Raw genomic sequence first — 21,066 nt, forward strand, 5'->3', positions numbered from 1 at the left:
GGGTGGGGGGCCTCCACCCCTGTCGTGGGGGAAGACACCACGGGGTCGCTCAGCTCAGGCTGGCGCCGTTGGTTGCGATCACTTCACGATAGAAGTCGAAGGACTTCTTGCGGTAGCGCTCCAGCGTGCCGGTGCCGTCGTCATTGCGGTCGACGTAGATGAAGCCGTAGCGCTTGGAGAGCTGGGCGGTCGATGCGCTGACCACGTCGATCGGGCCCCACCAGGTGTAACCCAGCAGGTTCACCCCGTCGGCGACGGCCTCACGCACCTGCACCAGGTGGTCGTTGAGGTACTGGATCCGGTAGTCGTCCTCGACGGTCTTGACGCCGTCCTTCTCCACCAGCACGTCCTTGGCACCCAGACCGTTCTCCACGATGAACAGCGGCTTCTGCCAGCGATCCCAGTAGTCGTTGAGCACCAGGCGCAGGCCGACCGGGTCGATCTGCCAGCCCCATTCGGAGGCGGGCAGCGTCGGGTTCGGGACGCCGGCGAAGATGTTGCCGGGGCCCTTCTCCACCGACGGGTCGGCCGAGGCGCAGATGCTCACGTAGTAGCTGAAGCTGACGAAGTCGACGGTGTGCTTGAGGGTCTCGCGATCCTCGTCGGTGATCTCCAGCTCGACGCCCAGCTCGGCCAGCTTGCGCAGGAAGTAGCCGGGGTATTCGCCGCGGCAGTGCACGTCGCCGAAGGCATAGTTGTCGCGGTCGATCATCTTGCCGGCCAGCACATCGGCCGGGTCCGGGGTGAGCGGGTAGACCGGCATGGAGATGATCATGCAGCCCACCTGCAGCTCCGGGTTCACCTCATGGGCAATCCGGGTGGCGGCCGCCGAGGCCACCAGCTCGTGGTGGATCGCCTGGTACAGGTCCTGGGTGGAGAGCTGCTCCTTGGGGGTCCAGATGCCGCCGGACATCAGCGGCGCGTGCAGCACCGAGTTGATCTCGTTGAAGGTCAGCCAGTACTTCACTCGGCTGCCGTAGCGCTCGAAGCAGGTGCGGGCGTAGGTCTCGTAGAAGCCGATCAGCCGGCGATCCACCCAGCCGTCGTAGGTCTTGGCCAGGTGCAGCGGGGTCTCGTAGTGGCTGAGCGTGATCAGCGGCTCGATGCCGTGCTTCTCGCACTCGTCGATCACCCGGTCGTAGAAGGCCAGGCCGGCCTCATTCGGTTCGGTCTCGTCGCCCTTGGGGAAGATCCGGCTCCAGCCGATCGAGAAGCGGAAGACCTTGAAACCCATCTCCGCGAACAGGGCGATGTCCTCGGCGTAGCGGTGGTAGAAGTCGATGCCCTCCAGCTTCAGGTTGTCCGGGGTGGGCTCGTCGGTGGGCGGGGCGGCGATGCCCTTGGGCATCACGTCCTGGATGCTGGGCAGCTTGCCGTCGGTCAGGTAGGCGCCCTCGTACTGGTTGGCGGCAACCGCGCCGCCCCAGAGGAAGCCGTCAGGGAATGTGATGCTGGTCATGGTCTGATTCTCCTTGATCGTGGGTTGTCGGGTGTGGGTTGTCAGGCGACGACGACGCACGCGTCGGTGCCGGCGGCGACCGGTCCGGCGGCGGCCGGGGTGACCTCGGCGAGCTTCGCGGTATTTGTGACGACGACGATGGTGGTGGGGTCGTAGCCAGCCGCAGCCACCTTGGCCAGGTCGACGGTGCACAGCACCTGGCCCTTGGTGACCTTGTCGCCCTTGGCCACCTTCATCTGGAAGCCGTCGCCCTTCATCTGCACGGTGTCGATGCCGACGTGCACCAGCACCTCTGCGCCCTGCTCCGACTTGATGCCGAAGGCATGGCCGGTCTTCATCGCGACGATGACCTCGCCGTCACACGGGGCGACGATGGTGCCGTCGTCGGGCATGACGCCGAAGCCGGAGCCCATGGCGCCCGACGCGAAGACCTTGTCCGGCACATCGGCCAGCGCAACCAGCTGACCGGCGACGGGGGAGCCCAGGGTGACGGTGCTGCCAGCCAGTGCGGAGGGAGGGGCGTCGTCGGCATCCTCGACGACGTCCGGGATCAGGTCGTCGACGTCGGCCGACTCGCGATCGGCGAACAGGAAGGTCAGGACGAAGGCGATGCCGACGGCCGCGGCGCAGCCGATCAGCTGCATCGTGAAGTTGCCGACCTTCATGTAGGCGGGCAGGCCCAGCAGGCTGGGGAAGACGAACTGGTTGTTGGCGCTGCCACCGATCGCGGCGATCATGCCGCCCACGGCACCGCCGGCGATGCCGAAGTAGAAGGGGAGCTTGAGCGGCAGGTTGACGCCGTAGATCACGGGCTCGGTGACGCCGGCGACGAAGCCGGAGAGTGATCCGGCGGTGGCAATGTCGCGACGCTTCTTGCTGCGGGTGCGCAGCACGATGGCCAGCGCGGCGGCGGCCTGGGCGAGCACGGCCGGCGGGATCGGGCCACCGAGCAGCGTGTAGCCCTGCGTCGAGAGGTCATTCAGCATGATCGGCACCAGACCCCAGTGCAGGCCGAAGAGCACGAAGACCTGCCACAGGCCACCCATCACGGCACCGGCCAGCCAGGGGGCGGTGTGGAAGAGGTAGTTGACGCCCGACGAGACGCCCTGGGCGGCCATGGTGGTGACCGGGCCGACGGTGATCAGGATCAGCGGGACCATGATCAGCATGGCCAGCAGCGGGGTCATGAAGTTGCGCAGCCAGTCGGGCAGCACCTTGTTCAGTCCGCGCTCCAGGTAGCTCTGCAGCCAGACGCCGACGATGATCGGGATGACCGAGCTGACATAGCTCATCATGGTCACCGGGATGCCGAAGAACTCCACCTGGGCGCCGGGGGTGTTCAGCGCGATGATCGACGGGTAGACCAGCGCCGCACCGATCGCCATGGCGGTGAACTGGTTGGCCTTGAAGCGCTTGGCTGCGGTCACGGCCAGGAAGATCGGCAGGAAGTTGAACATCGCGTCGGCCGCGGCATTCAGGATCATGTAGGTGGTACTGCCGGTGCTGATCCACTTGAAGGTGGTGGCCGCGGCCAGACCGGCCTTGAACAGGCCGGCGCCGGAGAGCGTCCACAGCACGGGCAGGAAGATCGAGCTGATCAACGCGATGAACTGGTTGAGCAGGTTGCCCTTGGGGCCATCGTCCTGGGCGGCGTTCTCGCCGGTCAGCTTGCTGATCTCGCCGAGCGCGGCGTAGACCTTGGGGACGTTGTTGCCCACGACCACCTGGTACTGGCCGCCGGCCTTCATCACGGTGATCACGCCGGGGATCTTCTCCACGGCCTTGTCATCGGCCAGCGACTCGTCCTTCAGCTTGAGCCGCAGCCGGGTGGCGCAGTGGGTTGCGCTCGCCACATTGGCCTCGCCACCCACCTTGGCGAGGATCTCCTCCGCCGTCTTCCTGTAGTCCACCGACGCCATTGCCGGACTTCCTTCCATCGTGTTCGGAAAACAAAAAAGACCCAGAACACGCTGACGTGTTCCGGGTCTTGCCCCAGCCAGTGGCCGGGTAACAATCCTGGTGTCCCTGAGGACGAGCAGAACATTACACCTGCTTCTGACCGAGTGGAAGGGTGGTGTGGGTTTTTCTGTTCCGCCCCTTGCCAGTGCAACCTTCGTGGGCGGTGGGCGGGATTCCCCCTGACCAGCGCGGCGGTGCACCCCGGAGGACCACTGGGCACCCGGTGCAGCGGGTGCAGAGTTGCATCGTGGGGTGCAGAGTGGTGAAGGGCAATGCTGACACGTCAAGGAGGGGCCATGGAGTTCGAGTTCGACGCCGAGGTCTTCGAGTGGCGCGGCCCCGCGCCATTCCACTTCGTCCGGGTGCCCGACGACGTCGCCGACGACATCAAGCTGGTGGTGGCACAGGTGACCTACGGCTGGGGCATGGTGCCGGTCACCGGCCGGATCGGTGACACCGGCTTCACCACCTCGCTGTGGCCCCGCGAGGGCGGCTACGTGGTGCCGCTCAAGGATGCGGTGCGTCGGGCGGAGGGGATCGAGCTTGACGACCGGATCACCGTCTGGCTCCGGCTGGGCCGGGATTGACCTGGTGCACGTCACGACGACGAAAGGAGAGCCGGATGAGCAAGCGCGTCGCCCTGCTGCGCGGGATCAATGTCGGCAAGGCCAACCGGGTGGCCATGGCGGAGTTGCGGGACTTGGCCTCCTGCCTTGGCCTGACGGACGTCGCGACCCATCTGCAGTCCGGCAACCTGATCTACGCCTCCACCGACACCCCCGCGGAAGACCGGACGTTGCTCAGCAGCGCGCTGGGCGAGCGGTTCGGCTTCGAGATCCCCGTCGTGGTGGCGGAGCAGGCAACCATCACCCGGGTGCTGGCCGAGCATCCCTTCGCCGACGGCGACCCGAAGAGCGTCCACATCGGGTTCGCGTCGCAACCACTGCCGGAGAACCTCACCGGGGAGCTGAACCTGATCGCCCGGGACTGGGAACGTTTCGCGGTGCAGGGCGACATCCTGTTTGCTGACTACGGCGGCCGCTTCCACGACTCCAAGGCAGCCAGCAAGCTCGCCCGCCTGGTCAGCCCCGGCTTCATCACGCTGCGCAACCTGGCGACGGTGCGAGCCATCGCCGAGAAGTTGGGGTGAGGCCCATGCCCCAGCGATTCCCGCGCACAGATCGGCGAATTCCTGCGCTCCTGCCGGCTGCGCACCAAGCCCACCGAGGCCGAGGCCGGTTTCCCGGGCCTGATTGCGTGCATCGACGGATCGATCGTTCGGGCCGCCGGGACCGGCTGCCCGGACGCCCCTGAAGTGGTCACCACTCCCAGTCGAGCGCGTGCATGCCGGGGGAGGGGTTGGAGATCACCAGCTCCACGATCGACCCCGGCGTCAGCTCCCGCTCCACCGTGGGCTCGGCGTCGCTCTGCGCCGGTTTGACGGTGTGCATGATCTTTCGGGGCAGCGGGCCTTCGAAGTGCACGGTCAGGGTCAAGAGCTGGGCGGGGCGGCTCAGGGCGTAGCCCATCGACGTGCATTCGCTGTCGCCGTGGAAGGTCAACCGATGCTGGGTGCGACGGTTGTCGCCCTTCTTCAGCGGCGGGTCGAAGAGGAATTCGTAGACCTGGGCGCCCTCGTCGACGGGGATCACCCGCCCCAGCTTGCAGCCGAGCCGGGCTTCGGCAGTCGCCTGCTGTTGCGCCAGATCGACGGAGATGGACCAGCCGCGCAGGTCGTCGGCGGTGGCCTCGATCACCAGCGTCGTGGTGGCCGAACGCTCGGCCCGCTTGGCGTCCACGAAGACCTCATGGTGGGCGGTCAGTAGCTTCTGCCCCGACGCATTGGGCAGATGGGCGTTCTGGATCACCCGCCGCAGCATCTGCACCCGGTCACTGGTCCAGGCCTTCTGCACGGCCGGACGGATCGCATTGCCGATGCGTTGGGCAAGGTCACTGCTGGGATTCTCGGGTCGGGACGTCGGTGTCACGATGCCTCCTTGGAGCGGAGAGTATTGGCCCATTCTTGCGCAGAGACCACCCCGCCGGACAGGACTTCGGACAATTCCTTCAGCCACTGCCCATGGAGGTGGCACGCGGTCAGGGGCGCATCACCAGCAGCGCGCCCGGCGCCACCTCGGCCTCGAAGACCCGGGCGTGGCCGGCGGTGTCGCCGTCGAGTTCATAGGGCATCTCCTCGGCGACGCTGATCCGCACCCGTCGGGCCTGGAGCTGGTCCACCCGGTTGACCCGTTCGCTGCCCAGGGCCATCACCTTGGCGGCCATCGCCGCCCAGTCGGCGTGGTTGCGCGGTGACGCGATTGCGACGTCCAGCAGCCCGTCGGTGGCCGAGGCACGGGGCATCAGCTGCAGCCCGCCCTGCAGGATGCCCACATTGCCGACAACGGCCATCATCGCCCGGCGACGCTCCGGCGGCTGTCCATCCACCTGGAAGCTGAGGTCCATCGGGCGGGCGTTCACCTCCTGCGCCGCGGCCAGGAAATAGGCGGCCGAACCGACCGTCTTCTTCAGCTCCGGCCGGGTCTTCTCCATGATCCGAGCGTCGATCCCGATCCCCGCCATTACCGCGAAGTGCTCCGCGCCGGCCTCGTCCCCGTCGATGGTCACCTTGACCAGGTCGATCGGCTCCGGCTTCCCGCCGAAGGCGACGCGGGCGGCGGCCACCTCGTCCAAGGGAATTCCCAGGTTGCGGGCCAGCAGGTTGCCGGTGCCGGCCGGGATGATCCCCAAGGGGATCCCGCTACCCGCCAGCTCCGAGCAGACCACCCGCACGGTGCCGTCGCCGCCGGCCACCACCACCAGGTCCACGTCGCGGGCGATGGCGGTGCGGGTCATCGAATAACCCGGGTCGGCCGGTTTGGTCTGCAGCCACAGCGCGTCGTCCCAGCCTCCCTGCTCCAGCTCGTACTCGACGGTGCGACGGAAGCTGGCCCGATCCATCACCTTCGACGGATTCCAGATCACCGCACAGCTGCGGGACGCTGCGGTGGTCCGGGGGCGGCGGCGCGGCACCGGAACCATGTGCACCCGGGCCAGCACGCACGCCAGGCTGGCGCAGATCAGCCCCATCAGGAAGCCGCCGATGATGTCGCTGGGCCAGTGGGCATTCATCACGAAGCGGTCATAGGCGATCAGCACGACACCCAGCACCCCAACGATCCGCCACAGGTAGCGCACATCCGACGGCTGCCGAGTGGTGGTGGTCGTCGCGATCACCATCAGCGCCGCCGTGGTGGCCATGGTCATGTGGCCGCTGGGGTAGGCCCAGCCGGCATGGGTCATCACGTCATCCATCGGCGAGCTGGGGCGCGGCCGGGTGAAGATCCGCTTGAGCAGGAAATTCCCGCCCCAGGACAGCAGCACGGCCAGCACCAGGCCCAGTGCCAGATTTCGGAGTCGCCGGCGCCAGGCCCAGCCGGCGATCAGCACCAGGATGGTGGCGAAGACCCCGGGCAGGGTGGCGATCGAGATCGCCGTCCACACCTGGGCGGCCTCGCTTCCCGGGGCCAGCCGCCAGCTCAGGGAAAGGGCGTCCAGCGGGGCCAGCGCATCAGTGCACAGCGTCAACCAGGTCCAGAAGATGAACAGCGCCAGGGCCGCGGCCAGCACATAGAGGGCGAAATGCGCCCGCACCCGGATCACGAGGCGGTGCAGGCTGGGCATGGCCCGATTCTGCCAGAGGGCCCGGCCGATGCCGATTTCCGAGAATCGACCTCCAGATTCGTCCACCGGAGCACGGGTTCCGCGTACACCCGTGCCCCGGCGCGATTCTGGAGGTCGGTTTTCGGAATCCGTTGCCGAGCATCCGGCCCGGGCGATATTGGTGGGCGCGCTGCGGCCCGCACTCGGTAGGCTGTCGTCCATGATTGATCCCAAGCTGCTGCGCACCGACCCCGAACGCATCCGACGTAGTGAGATTGCGCGTGGCGGCTCCGGGGAGGTCGTCGACCAGCTGCTGGCCGCCGACGAGGCCCGCCGCAGCAATATCCAGGCCTTCGAGACCATGCGCGCCGAGCAGAAGGAGCTCGGCAAGCAGGTGGCCAAGGCGCAAGGCGAACAGAAGGCCCAGCTGCTGGCCCGCACCAAGCAGCTCGCGGCAGATGTGAAGGCCGCCCAGGCCACCGCCGACGAGGCTGGGCAGAAGTTCGACGAGCTGATGAAGCAGCTCGGCAACCTGGTGATCGATGGCGTCCCCACCGGTGGTGAGGACGACCTCTACGTCGTCGAGACCATCGGACAGCCGCGCGACTTCGCCGCCGAGGGCTTCGAGCCCAAGGACCACCTGGAGCTGGGTGAGCTGCTCGGCGCCATCGACATGGAACGGGGCGCCAAGGTCTCCGGCAGCCGCTTCTACTTCCTCACCGGCGTCGGCGCCCAGCTGGAATTCGCCCTGTCCCAGTTCGCCATGGCCAAGGCGCTCGAGTGGGGCTTCACCCCGATGATCCCGCCGGCGCTGGTCAAGCCGTCGGCGATGGAGGGCACCGGATTCCTGGGCCAGGCCGCCGCCGACGTCTACCACCTGGAGGTGGACGACCTCTACCTGGTCGGCACGGCCGAGGTGCCGCTGGCCGCCTACCACTCCGACGAGATCCTGGAGGCCAAGCAGTTGCCGCTGCACTATGCCGGCTTCAGCCCGGCCTATCGCCGCGAGGCCGGCAGCTACGGCAAGGACACCCGCGGCATCTTCCGGGTCCACTGGTTCGACAAGTGGGAGATGTTCGTCTACTGCGATCCAGAGCAGGCCGAGGCGGAGCACCAGAAGCTCTTGAACTTCGAGAAGGAGTTCATCACCGCGCTGGAGCTGCCCTTCCAGGTGCTCGATGTCGCCAGTGGTGACCTGGGCCTGAGCGCCGCCCGCAAGTACGACTGTTACGCCTGGCTGCCCACCCAGAACCGCTACCGGGAGATCACCTCCACCTCCAACTGCACCGAATTCCAGGCCCGACGCCTGAACATCCGGCAGCGCAAGGACGGCGAGGTCAGCCCGTTGGCCACCCTGAACGGCACCCTGTGCGCCATGACCCGAATGATCATCATGCTGCTGGAGAACCACCAACAGGCCGACGGTTCGGTGCACATCCCCGAGGCGCTGCGCCCCTACATGGGCGGCCTGGAGAAGTTGACCCCCAAGGCCTGACGGCCCAGCCATGAGCTCACCCGAGCCCGGCGAACCCACCGGCTTCACCCGTCCCGACGGATGGGCGCCGCTGGGGGAGCCGGGCTCGTCCACGTCCCAGCCCAACGCCGCTGACGTGCCCGCGATTCCGAAAAGTGACCTCCAGAATCAGTCCCCGGAGACCGCCGCAGCGCAGCCCTTGGAGGACAGACCAAATCCGGAGGGCGATTCTCGGAATCCAGCATCGTCACCCGGGGCGCCCAGGCAGCTTCCGGAGGCTTGTGCCCGGATTCCCGCGCCGATGCCCACTCCAGAGGCCGCATCTCGGAATGCTGGGTCGCGGCTGGATGTGCGCTCCCGGGCGCTGCGCCGTGGCGCGTGGTTCGCCGTGCTGATGCTGCTGGTCTTCCTGCTGGTTCGGCCCGCACTGCGCCCGGACCCGAAGCCGGACAGTGTTCCGGACCTGCGGGTCCCCAGCTCTGCCCCCAGTGAGCTGGACGAGACCGAAACCCCGCGGCCCTACCCGCCGTCGCCACTGCCCAGCACGGCCACCCCGCCGCCCATCCCGAATGCGAAGCCGGCGCCCTATGCGTGGGGAGCGCAGGTCAAGAGCCTGCGGCCGGATCTGGTCAGCCCGGAGGTGGTGATGGCCCCGGACGCCACACCCGACCTGGACCAGCCGGTGATTGCCGCCGGGAAGACCTGGGTGTTGATGACCGGAGAAGGAATCCTGGGGCGGGAGAGCACCGCGCCTGACGCCAGGATCAGGCTGCACGGGCTGGATGCCGTCACCGGCAGGCGGCGCTGGCAGCTGGCGATGCCGTACGGCCTGTGTGGCAGCCACCTGTTGGATGGCAAGCTCGCCTGCGCATCGGGCGAAACGGTCGACGAGACCACCGGGCTGCCCACCCGGTGGAGACTGCAGCTGGTTGACCCCGCGAGCGGGAAGGTCACCGCCAGCACCACTGTCGACGGCTGGTTCACCATGGCCGCGGTGCAGTCCGACCGGTTCATCCTGGTGGAGCAGGCCCAGCCCGCCCCGAAGCTGGTGGTGCACGCCTTCACAGCGTCGTTGGCACCGGCCTGGCGCACGGACCTGTCTGTCCATCCGCTGCACGCCGGCTTCTTCAGCGGCAATCGCTTCGTCACCCGGCACGACCTGACGGTGCCCAAGGGACTCGCGTTGGAGAAGGTGCGGCTGCGGCAGGTGGACCAGATGCTGGCGCTGTGGGGCACTCGCCACATGGCCTTCCTTGACCTGACCAACGGCAAGGTCCGCGGCGTGCTGGCATGCTCCCGGCTGGTGGACGACGGCGTCCGGATCTGGTGCAACGAGCAGGGCCGCGCCGCCGCCTACTCCCGGGATCTCAAGCCACTGTTCCGTACCGCGCCGGGGGTCCGGCTGGCCCACCCCCGCGTGGACCGGCGCCACGGTGACCGCTCCGTTCCGGTCTTCGTGAACCAGCACGGCCAGGTGGTGGGGGTGAACCGGGCGATGGGCAAGACCCAGGGCGTGATCGCCGACACCTCCGCCCACAGCACCGTCGCCGACGCCCTGGAGCCCATCGCCGTGCAGGCGGGCGGAAGCATCTTCATCGACGACGCCAGCGGGGTGATCGGCTTGGACCAGTCCGGGACCAAGGCGGTCTGGGCCGTGCAGGACTACGTCACGCTGGAGGTGCTGTCCCACGGCAAGCAGGCGCTGCTCAGTGACCAGCAGGTGCTGGACGTGGTGGATCCGGTCACGGGTGCGGTCTCGGCCAGATTCAAAGACCTGCCCGGGTACACCATCGCCGGGGTCGGCAACCCGGCCGACGACGCGATCATCTCGGTTGGCCTCGACGGGCTCTGGCGGCTCCGGCTGCCGTAGCCACCCTCCTGCGGTTTGCACCCGAGCGACCAGCGCCCCGGCTCAGAACCAGCGGGCGAGTTCCTGGGCCGTGCCGCCGTCGTCGAAATTCCCCGTGACGTGGTCGGCGCAGGCCTTGACCTCGTCGGGGGCATCCCCGATCGCCACGCCGCGGCCGGCCCACTTGAGCATCTGGGTGTCATTGCGGCCGTCGCCCAGGGCCAGCACATTCTTCTTCTTGACGCCCAGCTCGGCGCAGACCTCCTTCAGCCCGGTCGCCTTGTTCACGCCGACGGGGGCAATGTCCAGCCACGCCGACCAGCCGATGAAGTAGCTGACGCCGCGCATGCCCAGCGCTCGGGCGATCTTCTTGAACTCCTCGCTGGAGGAGTTCGGGTCACGGATGATGACGCGGGTGACGGGTTCGGCGCACAGCTCCTCGACGGTCTGCAACCGCATCTCCCCGGTGAGGTCACCATCGGGGAAGAGTTCGTTGAGCCGGTAGCCGCCGCGCGGATCCTCGACGGCAACCCGCATGTGCGGGTGCTTGGCCAGCACCTTCTGGATTGCGGGGCCCGGGTCGAAGGTGACCTGCTTGCGCAGCCGGTAGGGCGGGAAGTCCACCACCACGGCGCCATTGGAGCTCACCGCGGGGCCGGGTGGCAGATCGAGCGCCTCGAAGATCGGCTGGGTGTCACCCCAAGCCCGTCCGGTGGCCAGTACCACCGGCACACCTGCGGTCTTGATCCGGTCAACCGCGTCACGGACTGAATCTGGGAGATGACCTTCGTGATCGACGAGTGTTCCGTCGATGTCCAGGGCCACCATCTCGGGGCGCCAATTCATGGATCGAGTCTGCCACCAAGCTGTGACCAAATGGTGAAGCGCGGGTGGCCACAGCATGTCAATGCCGGGCCCCCGCGCTTGTCAACGGGTACTGACCGGACGGTTCAGATGTCCCGAGCGGAATCAGGCCGCCAGGCGACGGCTGGTCCCGCCGCGGCGCAGCACCTCACGGGCAGCCTGCAGGACCACCTCCATGCTGGGCTTCACGCGGTGCAGGCTGCGGCTGGGCGTAGGACTGTTCCGGGCCTTGCGCAGGTGCCGCTTCACCGTGGAGAGGCTGCAGCCCAGGCGGGCCGCAATGGTCTCCAGCGAGTCGTGCGGGTTGGCGGCGCGCAGCCGGACCACCTCGGTCGGGTCGATCTGCCGGTTGGGGGTCACGACACCGGCGAAGGAGTCGAGATCCTCCGGCTTCACACGAACGCCCAAGCGGGAGCGGATCGCGTTGCGCTGGGCGGGGGTGGTCCCGGCCACATAGCCGGCGACGTCGTGCTCCACGACGGCGGTGTAGAGGCAACGCTCCAGCAGCGGGCAGCTGCCACAGGCCTGTTCGGCCTTGCGGGTCAGCATGGACTGCAGGTGGCGCTCCTGGGCATTGGCCGGGGGGATGTGATCCTCCAGCAGCGGATGCTGGAAGACCTCAGCGAGTTCAACACAGGCCCTGGCCGGAGTGACGGTTCTGGTCTGGATGGTCATTTTGGTTGTGACAACTTTCGGTGCGGGAATCGGGGTGACGGTGTCCCTACGACGGAGTTCGTGTCCCTTGCGGTTCCCACGGTGACCCCGACGGCTCTAGGTTGTCAGGCCGAATCGCGCTCCAGTCGCCCCAATGGTGAGGGGGGCTACCTGTTCCCCGGGTGCCCGGATACTCACCGAAACATGAGTACTGGTACTCATAGTTCACCTTTGAACTGTTGAAGGCGGAAATGGCCACTCGCAATCCCTGTGAGGGCAGGGATTTTGCGGGGGGTGACCGGCGGGCCTGGCGACGACGCCGTCTGATTCTTGGCCACAGAAGGCACTTTTCCACCGTGTCACGTATTTGCGTGACAGTGCACCGATTGTCCCCCGTGGCGGTGTCACCTGAACAGAGGACAAGCGAAACTGTGAGTGTTAAGTATTCGATCAGAAAAGCCGCTGCTGTCCTGACGACGTGCCGGTCTATGTGGTGGCCAGCGCACTCGCCAGCAGGGCCATCACCCTCATCCCGCGCGAGACGGCCTCCTGCCAGTTGGTGGCGCCGGCTCGGTCGCGTGGCCACGGCCAAGAGGGTGTGGTGCAACCGACATGGCTCTGCTCACCTCCCAACTCTGGTTCAGATGACGAGATCGTAGCCCCCGGTGCGGCGACGATGGGTGGTGGTTCACGGGCGGGCGGCCGGGACGGAACACCGGTCCGCGGCCCGCCGTCGACGCCTGCGCCCCGGCATAGTCTGGGGCAATGAGCGCGAGCGACGAGGTGCTGCAACGGCTGCCCGACGGAACCGTCAAGCAGCGCAACCCCTTCACCGGAACCCAGGTGTGGACCGTGCCGGGGCGTGGCAAGCGTCCGTTGCCCAAGACGCTGGACGATCCGGCGCCGCTGCCGCCCGGCGGGGGAGTGCCCGGCTGCGCCTTCTGCCCGGGGCATGCGCTCGACAACCCGCCCGAGCGCTCCCGGCTCGTGCGCGACGGGAAGGGATGGAGCACCATCACCGGGTTGACGGCCATGGAACTGGATGACACCGAGGCGGACTTTCGTCGGGTGCCGAATCTCTTCGAGATCTGCTCGCTGGACTATTGGCGGCTCAACCACGGCATCGAGCCCAGCCGGGAGGTGCTGGAGCGGGCCGACGCCTACCTGGCCGATTCCGCCGGCCATGAGCACATCGAGCGGGTCTGGCGGCTCCGGGAGCGCTTCGCCAAGGTTGGCGTCGAGCCCACCGAGGAGCTGCTGCGCCAGGCGGCGCTGGGCTGGTTCGGCACCACGCACGAGCTGGTGATCCCGCGGCGGCACCACGTCGACGACGCGCAGGACACCAGCGAGTTGGCGTCCTCGGGCTGGCTTGGCGTCGACGAGCACCGGGCCTATGTGGGGCTCACGGTGCAGGCGATGGCGGACCTGTATGCGGCCAATGCCGCGGCGCGTTATGTCTCGGTCTTCCAGAACTGGCTCAAGCCGGCCGGCGCCAGCTTCGAGCATCTGCACCGGCAGGTCGTCGCCATCGACGAGGTGGGGGAGCACGCCGGGGCCGCCGCGGAGGTGCTGGTGCGCAAGCCCAACGCCTTCAACGAGTACGGGCTGGACATCGCGATCGAGAACGGGTTGCTGCTGGCGGCCAATGACCATGCGGTGGCCTTCGCCGGCTTCGGGCACCGTTACCCGTCGGTGGAGATCTACTCGCTCTCCGAGCGTAGGGAGCCCTGGCTGCTGGACCAGCAGGAGATGGACGCGATGAGCGACCTGCTGCACGCGATGCACGCCGCCGGCGGGGAGAAGCTCTCCTGCAATGAGGAGTGGCATCACCGGCCGCCGTCGCTGGCGGACGGGATCGGCGCGATCGGGGAGGAGCACATCCCTTGGCGGATCGTCGTGAAGTGGCGGATCTCCACCCTGGCCGGCTTCGAGGGCGCCACCAAGATCTACCTGAACACTCTGTCTCCGTGGGATGTGCACCGTCGGGTGCTCAAGGAGCTCTACCGGCTGCGCGACGAGGGCCGGATTGCCCCGATGAAGCTGGGCGACGAGTGCGACGTCGTCCCCGGGAGCATTCCCTGCTGAGCTGTTGTCAGCTGGCCAGCTGACCCTCCACAGGCCCGTGGCGGACGGGGTGTAGTCATCAAGGTCCCTGGCGATCCGGAAGGACGGTGCCGGAGGTGACGAGTGTCATGAGGTGGGCGCCTTGTGGCGGCAGCGCCGGGCCATCGTTGGGGTGCTGGAGGCACACAATGGGACGAGTGTGACACGGGTATGGGCGATGTTTGCGGGCCGTCGAAAAATCGGATGAAAACTGTCAGAGGCTCCCTCTAGTGTCATTCCTGCCATGCAGACCTTTCCTCCGGCCACCCAGGCCTTCAGCCACCGCACCCGCGACGCCCTGACCCCATCCGCTCGGGGCGGCGCGGGTGCCACCGCGCGCGGCGATGAGCCCGACACCCGCAGCCCGGCGCGTTTCCTGCGCTGGCTGCTGGGTCAGCAGCTGGATCTGGTGCTGGCCAGTGCCGCCGTCGGGGCGCTGTGGTTCCTGCCCAGCGCCGTGAACCCGTGGTTGCTCGGCCGCGCCATCGACGAGGGAGTCAGCAAGGGCAGCGTGCTGGCCACCCTGCCGTGGGCGCTCGCGATGGTGGCCAGCATCACCATCGGCGTGGTGGGCGGCACCCTGATGCACACCAGCGCCGTCACCGGCTTCCTGGTGGCGATGTACAAGACCATGAAGCTGGTGCTGCGCAAGGGCACCCAACTGGGGCACGTGGCCACCAGGCGGACGCCGTCGGGGGAGATGCTCTCCATCGCCGGCGGCGACGCCGAGACCTACGGCATGGTCTTCGAGGTGGTGGGCCGCACGATCGCGGCCGCAGCAGCCTTCATCTTTGTCGCCGGGCTGGTGCTGGGCGAATCGGTGAAGCTTGGGCTGGTCACCCTGATTGCCGCGCCGCTGCTGGTCGGGGCCGCATCGCCCCTGCTGAAACCGCTGCAGCGCGCTCAGGCCAGCGAACGCAGCCGCTCCAGCGAGCTGACCGGCATGGCCACCGACATCGTCGCCGGCCTGCGGATCCTGCGCGGTATCGGCGGCGAGCAGACCTTTGGTGACAACTACGCCACCCAGTCGCAAAAGGTGCGGCACGCGGGGGTGCTGGCCGGCAGCTGGCAGGCAGCCGTCGACGCGCTGAGCGTGCTGCTCTCCGGCCTGCTGCTGGTGGTGCTCACCTGGTTGGGCACCCGAGAGATGCTGGCCGGACGCCTCTCGATCGGGCAGTTGGTCAGCTTCTTCGGCTACGCCATCTTCATGGTCTGGCCGATCAGCACCTTCTTCGAGTTCGTGCAGAAATGGGTGCAGGGGTTGGTGGCGGCCAAGAAGACCATCGCCGTGCTCGGGCAGCGTCCGCCGTGGCGTGAGCCCGACGCCGCCCAACCGCTGCCCGTCGGGGCGACCATCGCCGATGAGGCAACCGGTTTCGTCGCCCATCCCGGCCGGATGACGGTGGTGGTGAGCGCCCTTCCCGACCACTCCGCGGCCCTGGCCGACCGCATCGGGCGCTACCTGCCGAGCCAGACAGACCCGGTCTCGCTCACCATCGACGAGGGCTTGAAGGGTCGCGCCGCCAAGCAGGCCCGGGCAGAACGCGAGCGTCAACGGGCCGAGCTGGTGGCCGCCGACGAGGCCACCGCGGAGGCCCGCTGGGGTGTCAGCTTCGACGGCGTCGACCTGTCGCGGGTCAGCCTGGACGAGCTGCGCTCCCGGGTACTGGTGGCCGACGCGAATGCCCAGGTCTTTGCCGGAACGTTGCAGCAACTGGTGGATCCGCACGGCCGCGCCACCCGCGAACAGGCCGAGGCGGCGCTGCGCACCGCCAATGCCGAGGACGTCTATGACGCGCTTCCCGGCGGCTGGCAAGGCGTGCTGGACGAGCGCGGCCGGGGTCTGTCTGGTGGTCAGCGGCAACGGCTGGTGCTGGCCCGCGCACTGCTGGCCGACCCCGAGGTGCTCGTGTTGGTGGACCCCACGTCGGCCGTGGATGCCCATACGGAGGCCCGGATTGCGGCCCGGCTGGCCGAGCACCGTCGGGGCCGGACCACGATCGTCACCACTGTGTCCCCGCTGTTGCTGCACCACGCGGACGACGTCGTGCTGTTGATCGACGGCAAGGCGGCTGCCCGCGGCAGTCATGCGGACCTGTTGGCCGGCAACGCGGCCTACCGGGATGTCGTCGCCCGGGGCATGGACGACGACACCGAGACCGATCAGGAAGGAGGCCAGCGATGAGCGAGCCCCGGCAAGCGGTTGCCGACGACCTGCTGGCCACCTCCGCCAGCACGTGGCTGGATTCGGCACCCGGGCACGGCTCGGAGATCCCCGACGTGCTCCGGGTGGACGAGTCCGTGTGGCTTCCGCTGCGGCTGCGCGGCTGGCGACACCGTCGTGACCTGCGCGCGAAGCGGGCGGAGGACTTCTACGCCGCCTCCCGCAATCCGGAGCGTGGCCTGCCGGTGGCGCCCGACTCGGACGTGGTGGCCTTCGTCAAGAAGATGCTGATCGACCGCAAGCGGTTGGCCGTCGGGCTGGTGCTGCTCAATGGTCTGGCCGCCGTGGCTGGCCTGCTGGTGCCCCGGATGCTCGGCGGCCTGGTGGACCGGGCTGGGCAGGGCGGTGACGCCCTGGCCAGCCAGCTGGACGGGATCGCCCTGACCGTGGTCGGGGTCGTGCTGCTCCAGACCCTGCTCACCTTTGGCGCCCGCCGGATCAGCGCCGTCTTCGGCCAGGACATGCTGGCCGAGGCCCGCGAGTATGTGGTCCGCGTGGTGCTGCGGCTACCGCTCTCCACGGTGGAGCGGGCTTCCAGCGGTGATCTGGTCACCCGGGTCACCCGCGACGTCTCCACCATGTCCGGTGCCGTCCGGTGGGCCCTTCCCCAGCTGGTGATCGCGTCGGTGATGACGGTGCTGACCATGGTGGCGATGTTCCTCAACTCGTGGATCCTGGCGCTGCCCAGCGTCGGTTCCATGCTGCTGCTGGCCGTCGTCGCCCGTGGGTACCTGCGCAAGGCACCGATGGGCTACATCACAGAGGGCGGCACCTACTCCACGATCAATACCGGCCTGACGGAGACGATCGAGGGCGCCCGGACCGTGGAATCCCTGCGCCTGCAAGGCACCCGCACCGCGCGCACCGACGTCGACATCGAGGAATCGGCCCAGGCCGAGCGCTACACCATGACGCTGCGCAACCAGATGTTCCTGAGCGTCGACTACGCCTACCAGGGGCCGCTGGTCTTCATCGTGCTGCTGGGTGCCTGGGGACACTCGCACGGCTGGGTCACGCTGGGCCAGATCACCGCCGCTGCCATCTACGTGCAGCAACTGATCGAGCCCATGGACCGGTTGATCCAGACCCTGGACCGGCTGCAGGTGGGGATGGCTTCCACCACTCGCCTGCTCGGCATCGCGGCGGTGCCGCAGGATCGGCAGCCCTCCGGTGAGGTTCCCGTCGATGACCGCCTGCTCGCCAAGGACCTGCGCTTCGCCTACCGCGAGGATCACGACGTGCTGCACGGCGTCAGCCTTGATCTGCGGCCGGGGGAGCGACTGGCGATCGTCGGCCCGTCCGGTTCCGGCAAGTCGACGCTGGCCCGGCTGTTGAGCGGCATCAACGCGCCCCGGGAGGGTCAGGTGAGCGTGGGCGGCGTCGACGTGATGGGCCTGCCCCTGCAGGACCTGCGTACCCGGGTGGCACTGGTCACCCAGGAGCACCACGTCTTCGTCGGCACGGTGCGGGACAACATCGTCCTGGCGCGGGAGCAGACCGCCACCGACGAGGAGGTCTGGGAGGCCCTGCGCGCGGTGGACGCGGCCGGCTGGGTGGAGCGCTTGCCCGACGGCCTGGCCACCAAGATCGGCTCCGGCAACCAGGTGCTCACCCCGGCCCAGGCGCAGCAGGTGGCACTGGCCCGGCTGGTGATCGCCGATCCGCACACCCTGGTGCTGGACGAGGCCACCAGCCTGATCGACCCGAAGACCGCCCGTCACCTGGAGGGATCGATGGCCAGCCTCTTGGACGGCCGCACCGTGGTGGCGATCGCACACCGACTGCACACCGCGCACGATGCCGACCGGATTGCCGTGGTGATCGACGGGCGGATTGCCGAGCTGGGCTCCCACCACGAGCTGATGGAGCTGGACGGGGAGTACGCGTCGCTCTGGCGGGCCTGGACCAGCTGATTCGGCCCCTGGCGGCCGGCACGAACTGCGGACGGAGACTCCTGCCAGGCAGCGGAAGCTGTGCCGCCGTGAGATCCAACGTCATTGCTGGTCTCCTTGTTGTGCTCAGGCCATGGGCCGGGTGTCGCGTCGGCGATGCCCGGCCCATGGAACCAGTTTCTTCTTGTGGGGTTGTTCTGTCAGGACTTCTGCTGTTTCGGCACCGTGACCATGATCGAGATCATCGAGACGACGACCAGGAAGAGGTTGAACAGCATGGTGACCATGCCTGCGGTGCGGATGTTCACATTGGTCTGGATTCCGTTCATCTGCACCGCGTCGCCGATGCGGGTGACGTCGGCCCCCATCATCGCGGTGAAGATGGCCAGGGACAGGGCCGCACCGATGGCCGAACCCAGGCTGGAGGCCATCTTGTAGATGCCGGAGCCGGAGCCGGACTGCGCTGCGGGCAGGTTGCTCAAGGCGGCATCGGTGGACGGGGTGGCGTAGAAGGCCAGGCCCAGGCCGAACAGGGCGTAGGCGATCACGGCCAGCACGCTGTAGGTGTCCACCAGCACATTGGTCATGGCCAGCAGGATGCACACGACGCCGACGATCGCGGCGCCCCACAGCATCGGCCTGCGAGGGCCGAACTTCTGCAGCAGCTTCTCGCCGACGCGGATGAAACCGATGATCGTGATGGCATAGCCCAAGGTGAGTAACCCGGCGCGCCAGGGGTCGAAGCGCTCGGGGCGGGCCAGCTGCAGCATTTGCTGGCTGACGATCAGCAGGCCGATGGTGGCGTTGATGGTGAAGTTGGAGATGGTGGCGCCGGTGAAGGTCTTGTTCGTGAACAGGGAGAAGTCCATGAAGGGGTTGGACTGCCGCTGCTCCCACCAGACGAAGGTGGCCATGCCCACGAGGGCCAGCGCGGCCAGGGTCAGCGTAACCGGACTGGCCCAGCCGAGCTGCGCGCCGAAGATCACGACGATCATCAACGCAAGGATCGTCGCGATGAAGAGCAGCAGCCCCACGATGTCGAAGCGCTTGGGTGCGGTCTTTTCGGCCTTGCTCTCCGGGGTGCCCCACATCATCGCGATGGACACCAACGAGATGACGATGGAGGCCCAGAAGATGTAACGCCATCCGATGTTGGTCGCGACGAAGCCACCGAAGATGGCGGCCAGACCGGAGCCACCCCAGGACCCGATGGACCACATGGACACCGCGCGCTGGCGAGCCGGTCCGTCCCAGTAGGCCTTCAACAGGGCCATAGTCGACGGCATGATGCAGGCCGCCGACAGGCCCTGGATGGCGCGGCCGGTCAGCAACAGCGGCAACGCGGCGGAACCGCTGGCCAGCACCACCAACAGGGACCCGACCAGACCCAGCACATTGCCCGTGATGGCCACCTTCACGCGGCCCAGCTTGTCCGCCAGGCCACCCATCAGGACGATGAACAGGCCGCTGAACAGGGCGGTGATGCTCACCGCAAGGTTCATCTGGTTGACGCTGACGTGTGGATTGGCCCACTGTCCGGGGGTGGCGGTGGGGCCGTTGATCTCGGTCAGCATGTTGCGTGCGACGGTGCCGGTGGTTCCGGCGAACAACCAGAAGGTGGTGACTCCCAGGACGATGCCCCACAGCAACTTCTCGTTGCCGCGAAAGCCCGTCGCGGACTCGGGGGTGGTGCTCATGCGTTGCTCTCACTCTCGGGGGTCTTCTTGCCCAACCACGCCAGCGCCGCGACGGCGAGCGCCTCGGTGCCGGTCTGCAGGGTGGGGTGGATGGTGGGCGCGAAGCCCGGGTTGTGGTTGCCGATCACCTCGGCGCCCTCGGCGAAGCCACCGACGCCCCAGTAGCAGTAGGGGACACCGAAGGCGTCGGGGATGATGCTGAAGTCCTCGCTGGCGGGGACCGGGGCCAGGTGCAGCACGCGCTCCTGCCCGAAGTGGCCGACGAAGGCCTCGGTGACCCGCTCGGTGGTCTGCTCGTCGTTGGTGGTCAGCGGGAAACGGTCGTAGTACTCGACATCTGGTTCCTTGGGGCAGCCGGAGGCCTCGCACTCTGCGCGCACGATCCGCTCGATGGCCTCCAGCACCTTGTCGCGGACCGCATTGTCGTAGGTGCGCACGTTCAGCAGCAGCGTTGCCGTGTCCGGGATGATGTTGGACTTGCTGCCGGCCTGGATGCTTCCGACGGTCACCACACCGAAGTCCCCGGGGGCGATCACGCGGCTGACGATGCCCTGCAACCGCACGACGATGGTGGAGGCGAGCACGACCGGGTCCACGCCCAGGTGCGGCATCGAACCATGGGATCCCTTGCCGTGCACGGTGATCCGGATGCTGTCGCCCGCCGAGAGCACGGCGCCGGTGCTGGTGGAGACGGTGCCGGCCAGTCCGGGCAGGACGTGCTGGGAAAGGCAGACGTCGGGCTTGGGGAGCTTGTCCACCAGACCGCCGTCCACCATGGAGCGGGCACCGGCGGCGATCTCCTCGCCGGGCTGGAAGAGGGCGATGTGGGTGCCGCTCCACGCGTCGCGGTGCCGGGAGAGCAGCTCGGCAGCGCCCAGGCCCCAGGTGATGTGCATGTCGTGGCCGCAGGCATGCATCGCGCCGTCGGTCTGCGACGAGTAGTCCAGGCCCGTGGCCTCGGTGACGGGCAGGGCGTCGATGTCGGCGCGGGTCAGGACGCAGCGTCCCTCACCATTGGCGAGCACGCCGACGACTCCGCCACCGACCTGCTGGACCTGGTAGTCGAAGCCCTCCAGTCGACGGGTGATCTCGGCCGCCGTCTCGCCCTCCTCCATGGACAGTTCCGGGTGACGGTGCAACTCCTTGTACAGCTCCTCCTGCCAGACCAGCGTCTGCTCGATGCCCTGCAGGGCCGGGTGGGTGGTGCTCATGCTCGCGTCCTTCCGTGGGT

Annotated in this window: 15 protein-coding genes; 7 read left to right on the top strand and 8 right to left on the bottom strand. The window is 67.9% G+C overall.

Features of this window, described 5'->3' with window-relative positions; all coding sequences use genetic code 11:
* Positions 1–49 precede the first annotated feature (49 nt).
* Both AAEX57_RS00725 and AAEX57_RS00730 read right to left on the bottom strand, forming a co-directional pair.
* A complete protein-coding gene (locus AAEX57_RS00725) occupies positions 50–1,459 on the bottom strand; it encodes a glycoside hydrolase family 1 protein (RefSeq protein ID WP_342090314.1) in 1,410 nt (469 codons plus the stop codon).
* Positions 1,460–1,500: 41 nt separating this feature from the next.
* Entirely contained in the window at positions 1,501–3,369 is a 1,869-nt protein-coding gene (locus AAEX57_RS00730; protein ID WP_342090315.1) for a beta-glucoside-specific PTS transporter subunit IIABC, read from the bottom strand.
* 345 nt (positions 3,370–3,714) lie between these two features.
* On the opposite strand from AAEX57_RS00730, the gene AAEX57_RS00735 reads away from it, so the two are divergent.
* Positions 3,715–4,005 carry a DUF1905 domain-containing protein gene (locus AAEX57_RS00735; RefSeq protein ID WP_342090316.1) on the top strand — a complete coding sequence of 97 codons (291 nt, stop codon included), beginning with the start codon at positions 3,715–3,717 and terminating at the stop codon, positions 4,003–4,005.
* A gap of 35 nt (positions 4,006–4,040) precedes the next feature.
* Positions 4,041–4,568, top strand: coding sequence for a DUF1697 domain-containing protein (locus AAEX57_RS00740; protein WP_342090317.1), 528 nt, complete (start codon positions 4,041–4,043; stop codon positions 4,566–4,568).
* Positions 4,569–4,737: 169 nt separating this feature from the next.
* Here AAEX57_RS00740 and AAEX57_RS00745 read toward each other — a convergent pair whose 3' ends face one another.
* Together AAEX57_RS00745 and AAEX57_RS00750 are read right to left on the bottom strand one after the other, a co-directional pair.
* On the bottom strand, positions 4,738–5,406 hold the full coding sequence (locus AAEX57_RS00745; protein WP_342090318.1) for a hypothetical protein: 669 nt from the start codon (positions 5,404–5,406) through the stop codon (positions 4,738–4,740).
* Between the two features lie 109 nt (positions 5,407–5,515).
* On the bottom strand, positions 5,516–7,099 hold the full coding sequence (locus AAEX57_RS00750; protein WP_342090319.1) for a diacylglycerol kinase family protein: 1,584 nt from the start codon (positions 7,097–7,099) through the stop codon (positions 5,516–5,518).
* 199 nt (positions 7,100–7,298) lie between these two features.
* Between AAEX57_RS00750 and serS the strand changes: the two genes are divergently transcribed.
* Both serS and AAEX57_RS00760 read left to right on the top strand, forming a co-directional pair.
* On the top strand, positions 7,299–8,573 hold the full coding sequence (serS, locus tag AAEX57_RS00755; RefSeq protein ID WP_342090320.1) for a serine--tRNA ligase: 1,275 nt from the start codon (positions 7,299–7,301) through the stop codon (positions 8,571–8,573).
* 280 nt (positions 8,574–8,853) lie between these two features.
* Positions 8,854–10,422: a hypothetical protein gene (locus AAEX57_RS00760; protein ID WP_342090321.1), complete on the top strand. Its 1,569-nt coding sequence runs from the start codon at positions 8,854–8,856 to the stop codon at positions 10,420–10,422.
* Positions 10,423–10,464: 42 nt separating this feature from the next.
* Here the strand turns inward: AAEX57_RS00760 and AAEX57_RS00765 are convergent, their stop codons facing one another.
* Both AAEX57_RS00765 and AAEX57_RS00770 read right to left on the bottom strand, forming a co-directional pair.
* Positions 10,465–11,229: an HAD family hydrolase gene (locus AAEX57_RS00765; protein ID WP_342090372.1), complete on the bottom strand. Its 765-nt coding sequence runs from the start codon at positions 11,227–11,229 to the stop codon at positions 10,465–10,467.
* 141 nt (positions 11,230–11,370) lie between these two features.
* Positions 11,371–11,940 carry a WhiB family transcriptional regulator gene (locus AAEX57_RS00770; RefSeq protein WP_342090322.1) on the bottom strand — a complete coding sequence of 190 codons (570 nt, stop codon included), beginning with the start codon at positions 11,938–11,940 and terminating at the stop codon, positions 11,371–11,373.
* 744 nt (positions 11,941–12,684) lie between these two features.
* Here AAEX57_RS00770 and AAEX57_RS00775 point away from each other — a divergent pair.
* The 3 genes from AAEX57_RS00775 (at position 12,685) to AAEX57_RS00785 (ending at position 18,159) form a co-directional block, all read left to right on the top strand.
* A complete protein-coding gene (locus AAEX57_RS00775; protein ID WP_342090323.1) occupies positions 12,685–14,004 on the top strand; it encodes a DUF4921 family protein in 1,320 nt (439 codons plus the stop codon).
* A 262-nt stretch (positions 14,005–14,266) separates the two neighbouring features.
* Positions 14,267–16,207 (top strand): ABC transporter ATP-binding protein, encoded by a 1,941-nt coding sequence (locus AAEX57_RS00780; protein WP_342090324.1) that lies wholly within the window; start codon positions 14,267–14,269, stop codon positions 16,205–16,207.
* Entirely contained in the window at positions 16,204–18,159 is a 1,956-nt protein-coding gene (locus AAEX57_RS00785) for an ABC transporter ATP-binding protein (RefSeq protein WP_342090325.1), read from the top strand. Before AAEX57_RS00780 ends, AAEX57_RS00785 begins: the two co-directional genes overlap by 4 nt.
* A gap of 179 nt (positions 18,160–18,338) precedes the next feature.
* Here the strand turns inward: AAEX57_RS00785 and AAEX57_RS00790 are convergent, their stop codons facing one another.
* Both AAEX57_RS00790 and AAEX57_RS00795 read right to left on the bottom strand, forming a co-directional pair.
* The gene (locus AAEX57_RS00790; RefSeq protein WP_342090326.1) at positions 18,339–19,835 is read right to left on the bottom strand and encodes an MFS transporter; all 1,497 of its coding nucleotides are present in this window, start codon (positions 19,833–19,835) and stop codon (positions 18,339–18,341) included.
* The gene (locus tag AAEX57_RS00795) at positions 19,832–21,046 is read right to left on the bottom strand and encodes an amidohydrolase (RefSeq protein WP_342090327.1); all 1,215 of its coding nucleotides are present in this window, start codon (positions 21,044–21,046) and stop codon (positions 19,832–19,834) included. Before AAEX57_RS00795 ends, AAEX57_RS00790 begins: the two co-directional genes overlap by 4 nt.
* Positions 21,047–21,066 lie beyond the last annotated feature (20 nt).

The sequence above is a fragment of the Luteococcus sp. H91 genome, assembly GCF_038433135.1.
GTDB lineage: Bacteria > Actinomycetota > Actinomycetes > Propionibacteriales > Propionibacteriaceae > Luteococcus.

Coding starts and splice junctions, on each gene's coding strand:
- AAEX57_RS00725 (WP_342090314.1), bottom strand. CDS start 1,459: ATGACCAGCATCACATTCCCTGACGGCTTCCTCTGGGGCGGCGCGGTT.
- AAEX57_RS00735 (WP_342090316.1), top strand. CDS start 3,715: ATGGAGTTCGAGTTCGACGCCGAGGTCTTCGAGTGGCGCGGCCCCGCG.
- AAEX57_RS00740 (WP_342090317.1), top strand. CDS start 4,041: ATGAGCAAGCGCGTCGCCCTGCTGCGCGGGATCAATGTCGGCAAGGCC.
- AAEX57_RS00750 (WP_342090319.1), bottom strand. CDS start 7,099: ATGCCCAGCCTGCACCGCCTCGTGATCCGGGTGCGGGCGCATTTCGCC.
- serS (WP_342090320.1), top strand. CDS start 7,299: ATGATTGATCCCAAGCTGCTGCGCACCGACCCCGAACGCATCCGACGT.
- AAEX57_RS00760 (WP_342090321.1), top strand. CDS start 8,854: ATGCCCACTCCAGAGGCCGCATCTCGGAATGCTGGGTCGCGGCTGGAT.
- AAEX57_RS00765 (WP_342090372.1), bottom strand. CDS start 11,229: ATGGTGGCCCTGGACATCGACGGAACACTCGTCGATCACGAAGGTCAT.
- AAEX57_RS00770 (WP_342090322.1), bottom strand. CDS start 11,940: ATGACCATCCAGACCAGAACCGTCACTCCGGCCAGGGCCTGTGTTGAA.
- AAEX57_RS00775 (WP_342090323.1), top strand. CDS start 12,685: ATGAGCGCGAGCGACGAGGTGCTGCAACGGCTGCCCGACGGAACCGTC.
- AAEX57_RS00780 (WP_342090324.1), top strand. CDS start 14,267: ATGCAGACCTTTCCTCCGGCCACCCAGGCCTTCAGCCACCGCACCCGC.
- AAEX57_RS00785 (WP_342090325.1), top strand. CDS start 16,204: ATGAGCGAGCCCCGGCAAGCGGTTGCCGACGACCTGCTGGCCACCTCC.
- AAEX57_RS00790 (WP_342090326.1), bottom strand. CDS start 19,835: ATGAGCACCACCCCCGAGTCCGCGACGGGCTTTCGCGGCAACGAGAAG.
- AAEX57_RS00795 (WP_342090327.1), bottom strand. CDS start 21,046: ATGAGCACCACCCACCCGGCCCTGCAGGGCATCGAGCAGACGCTGGTC.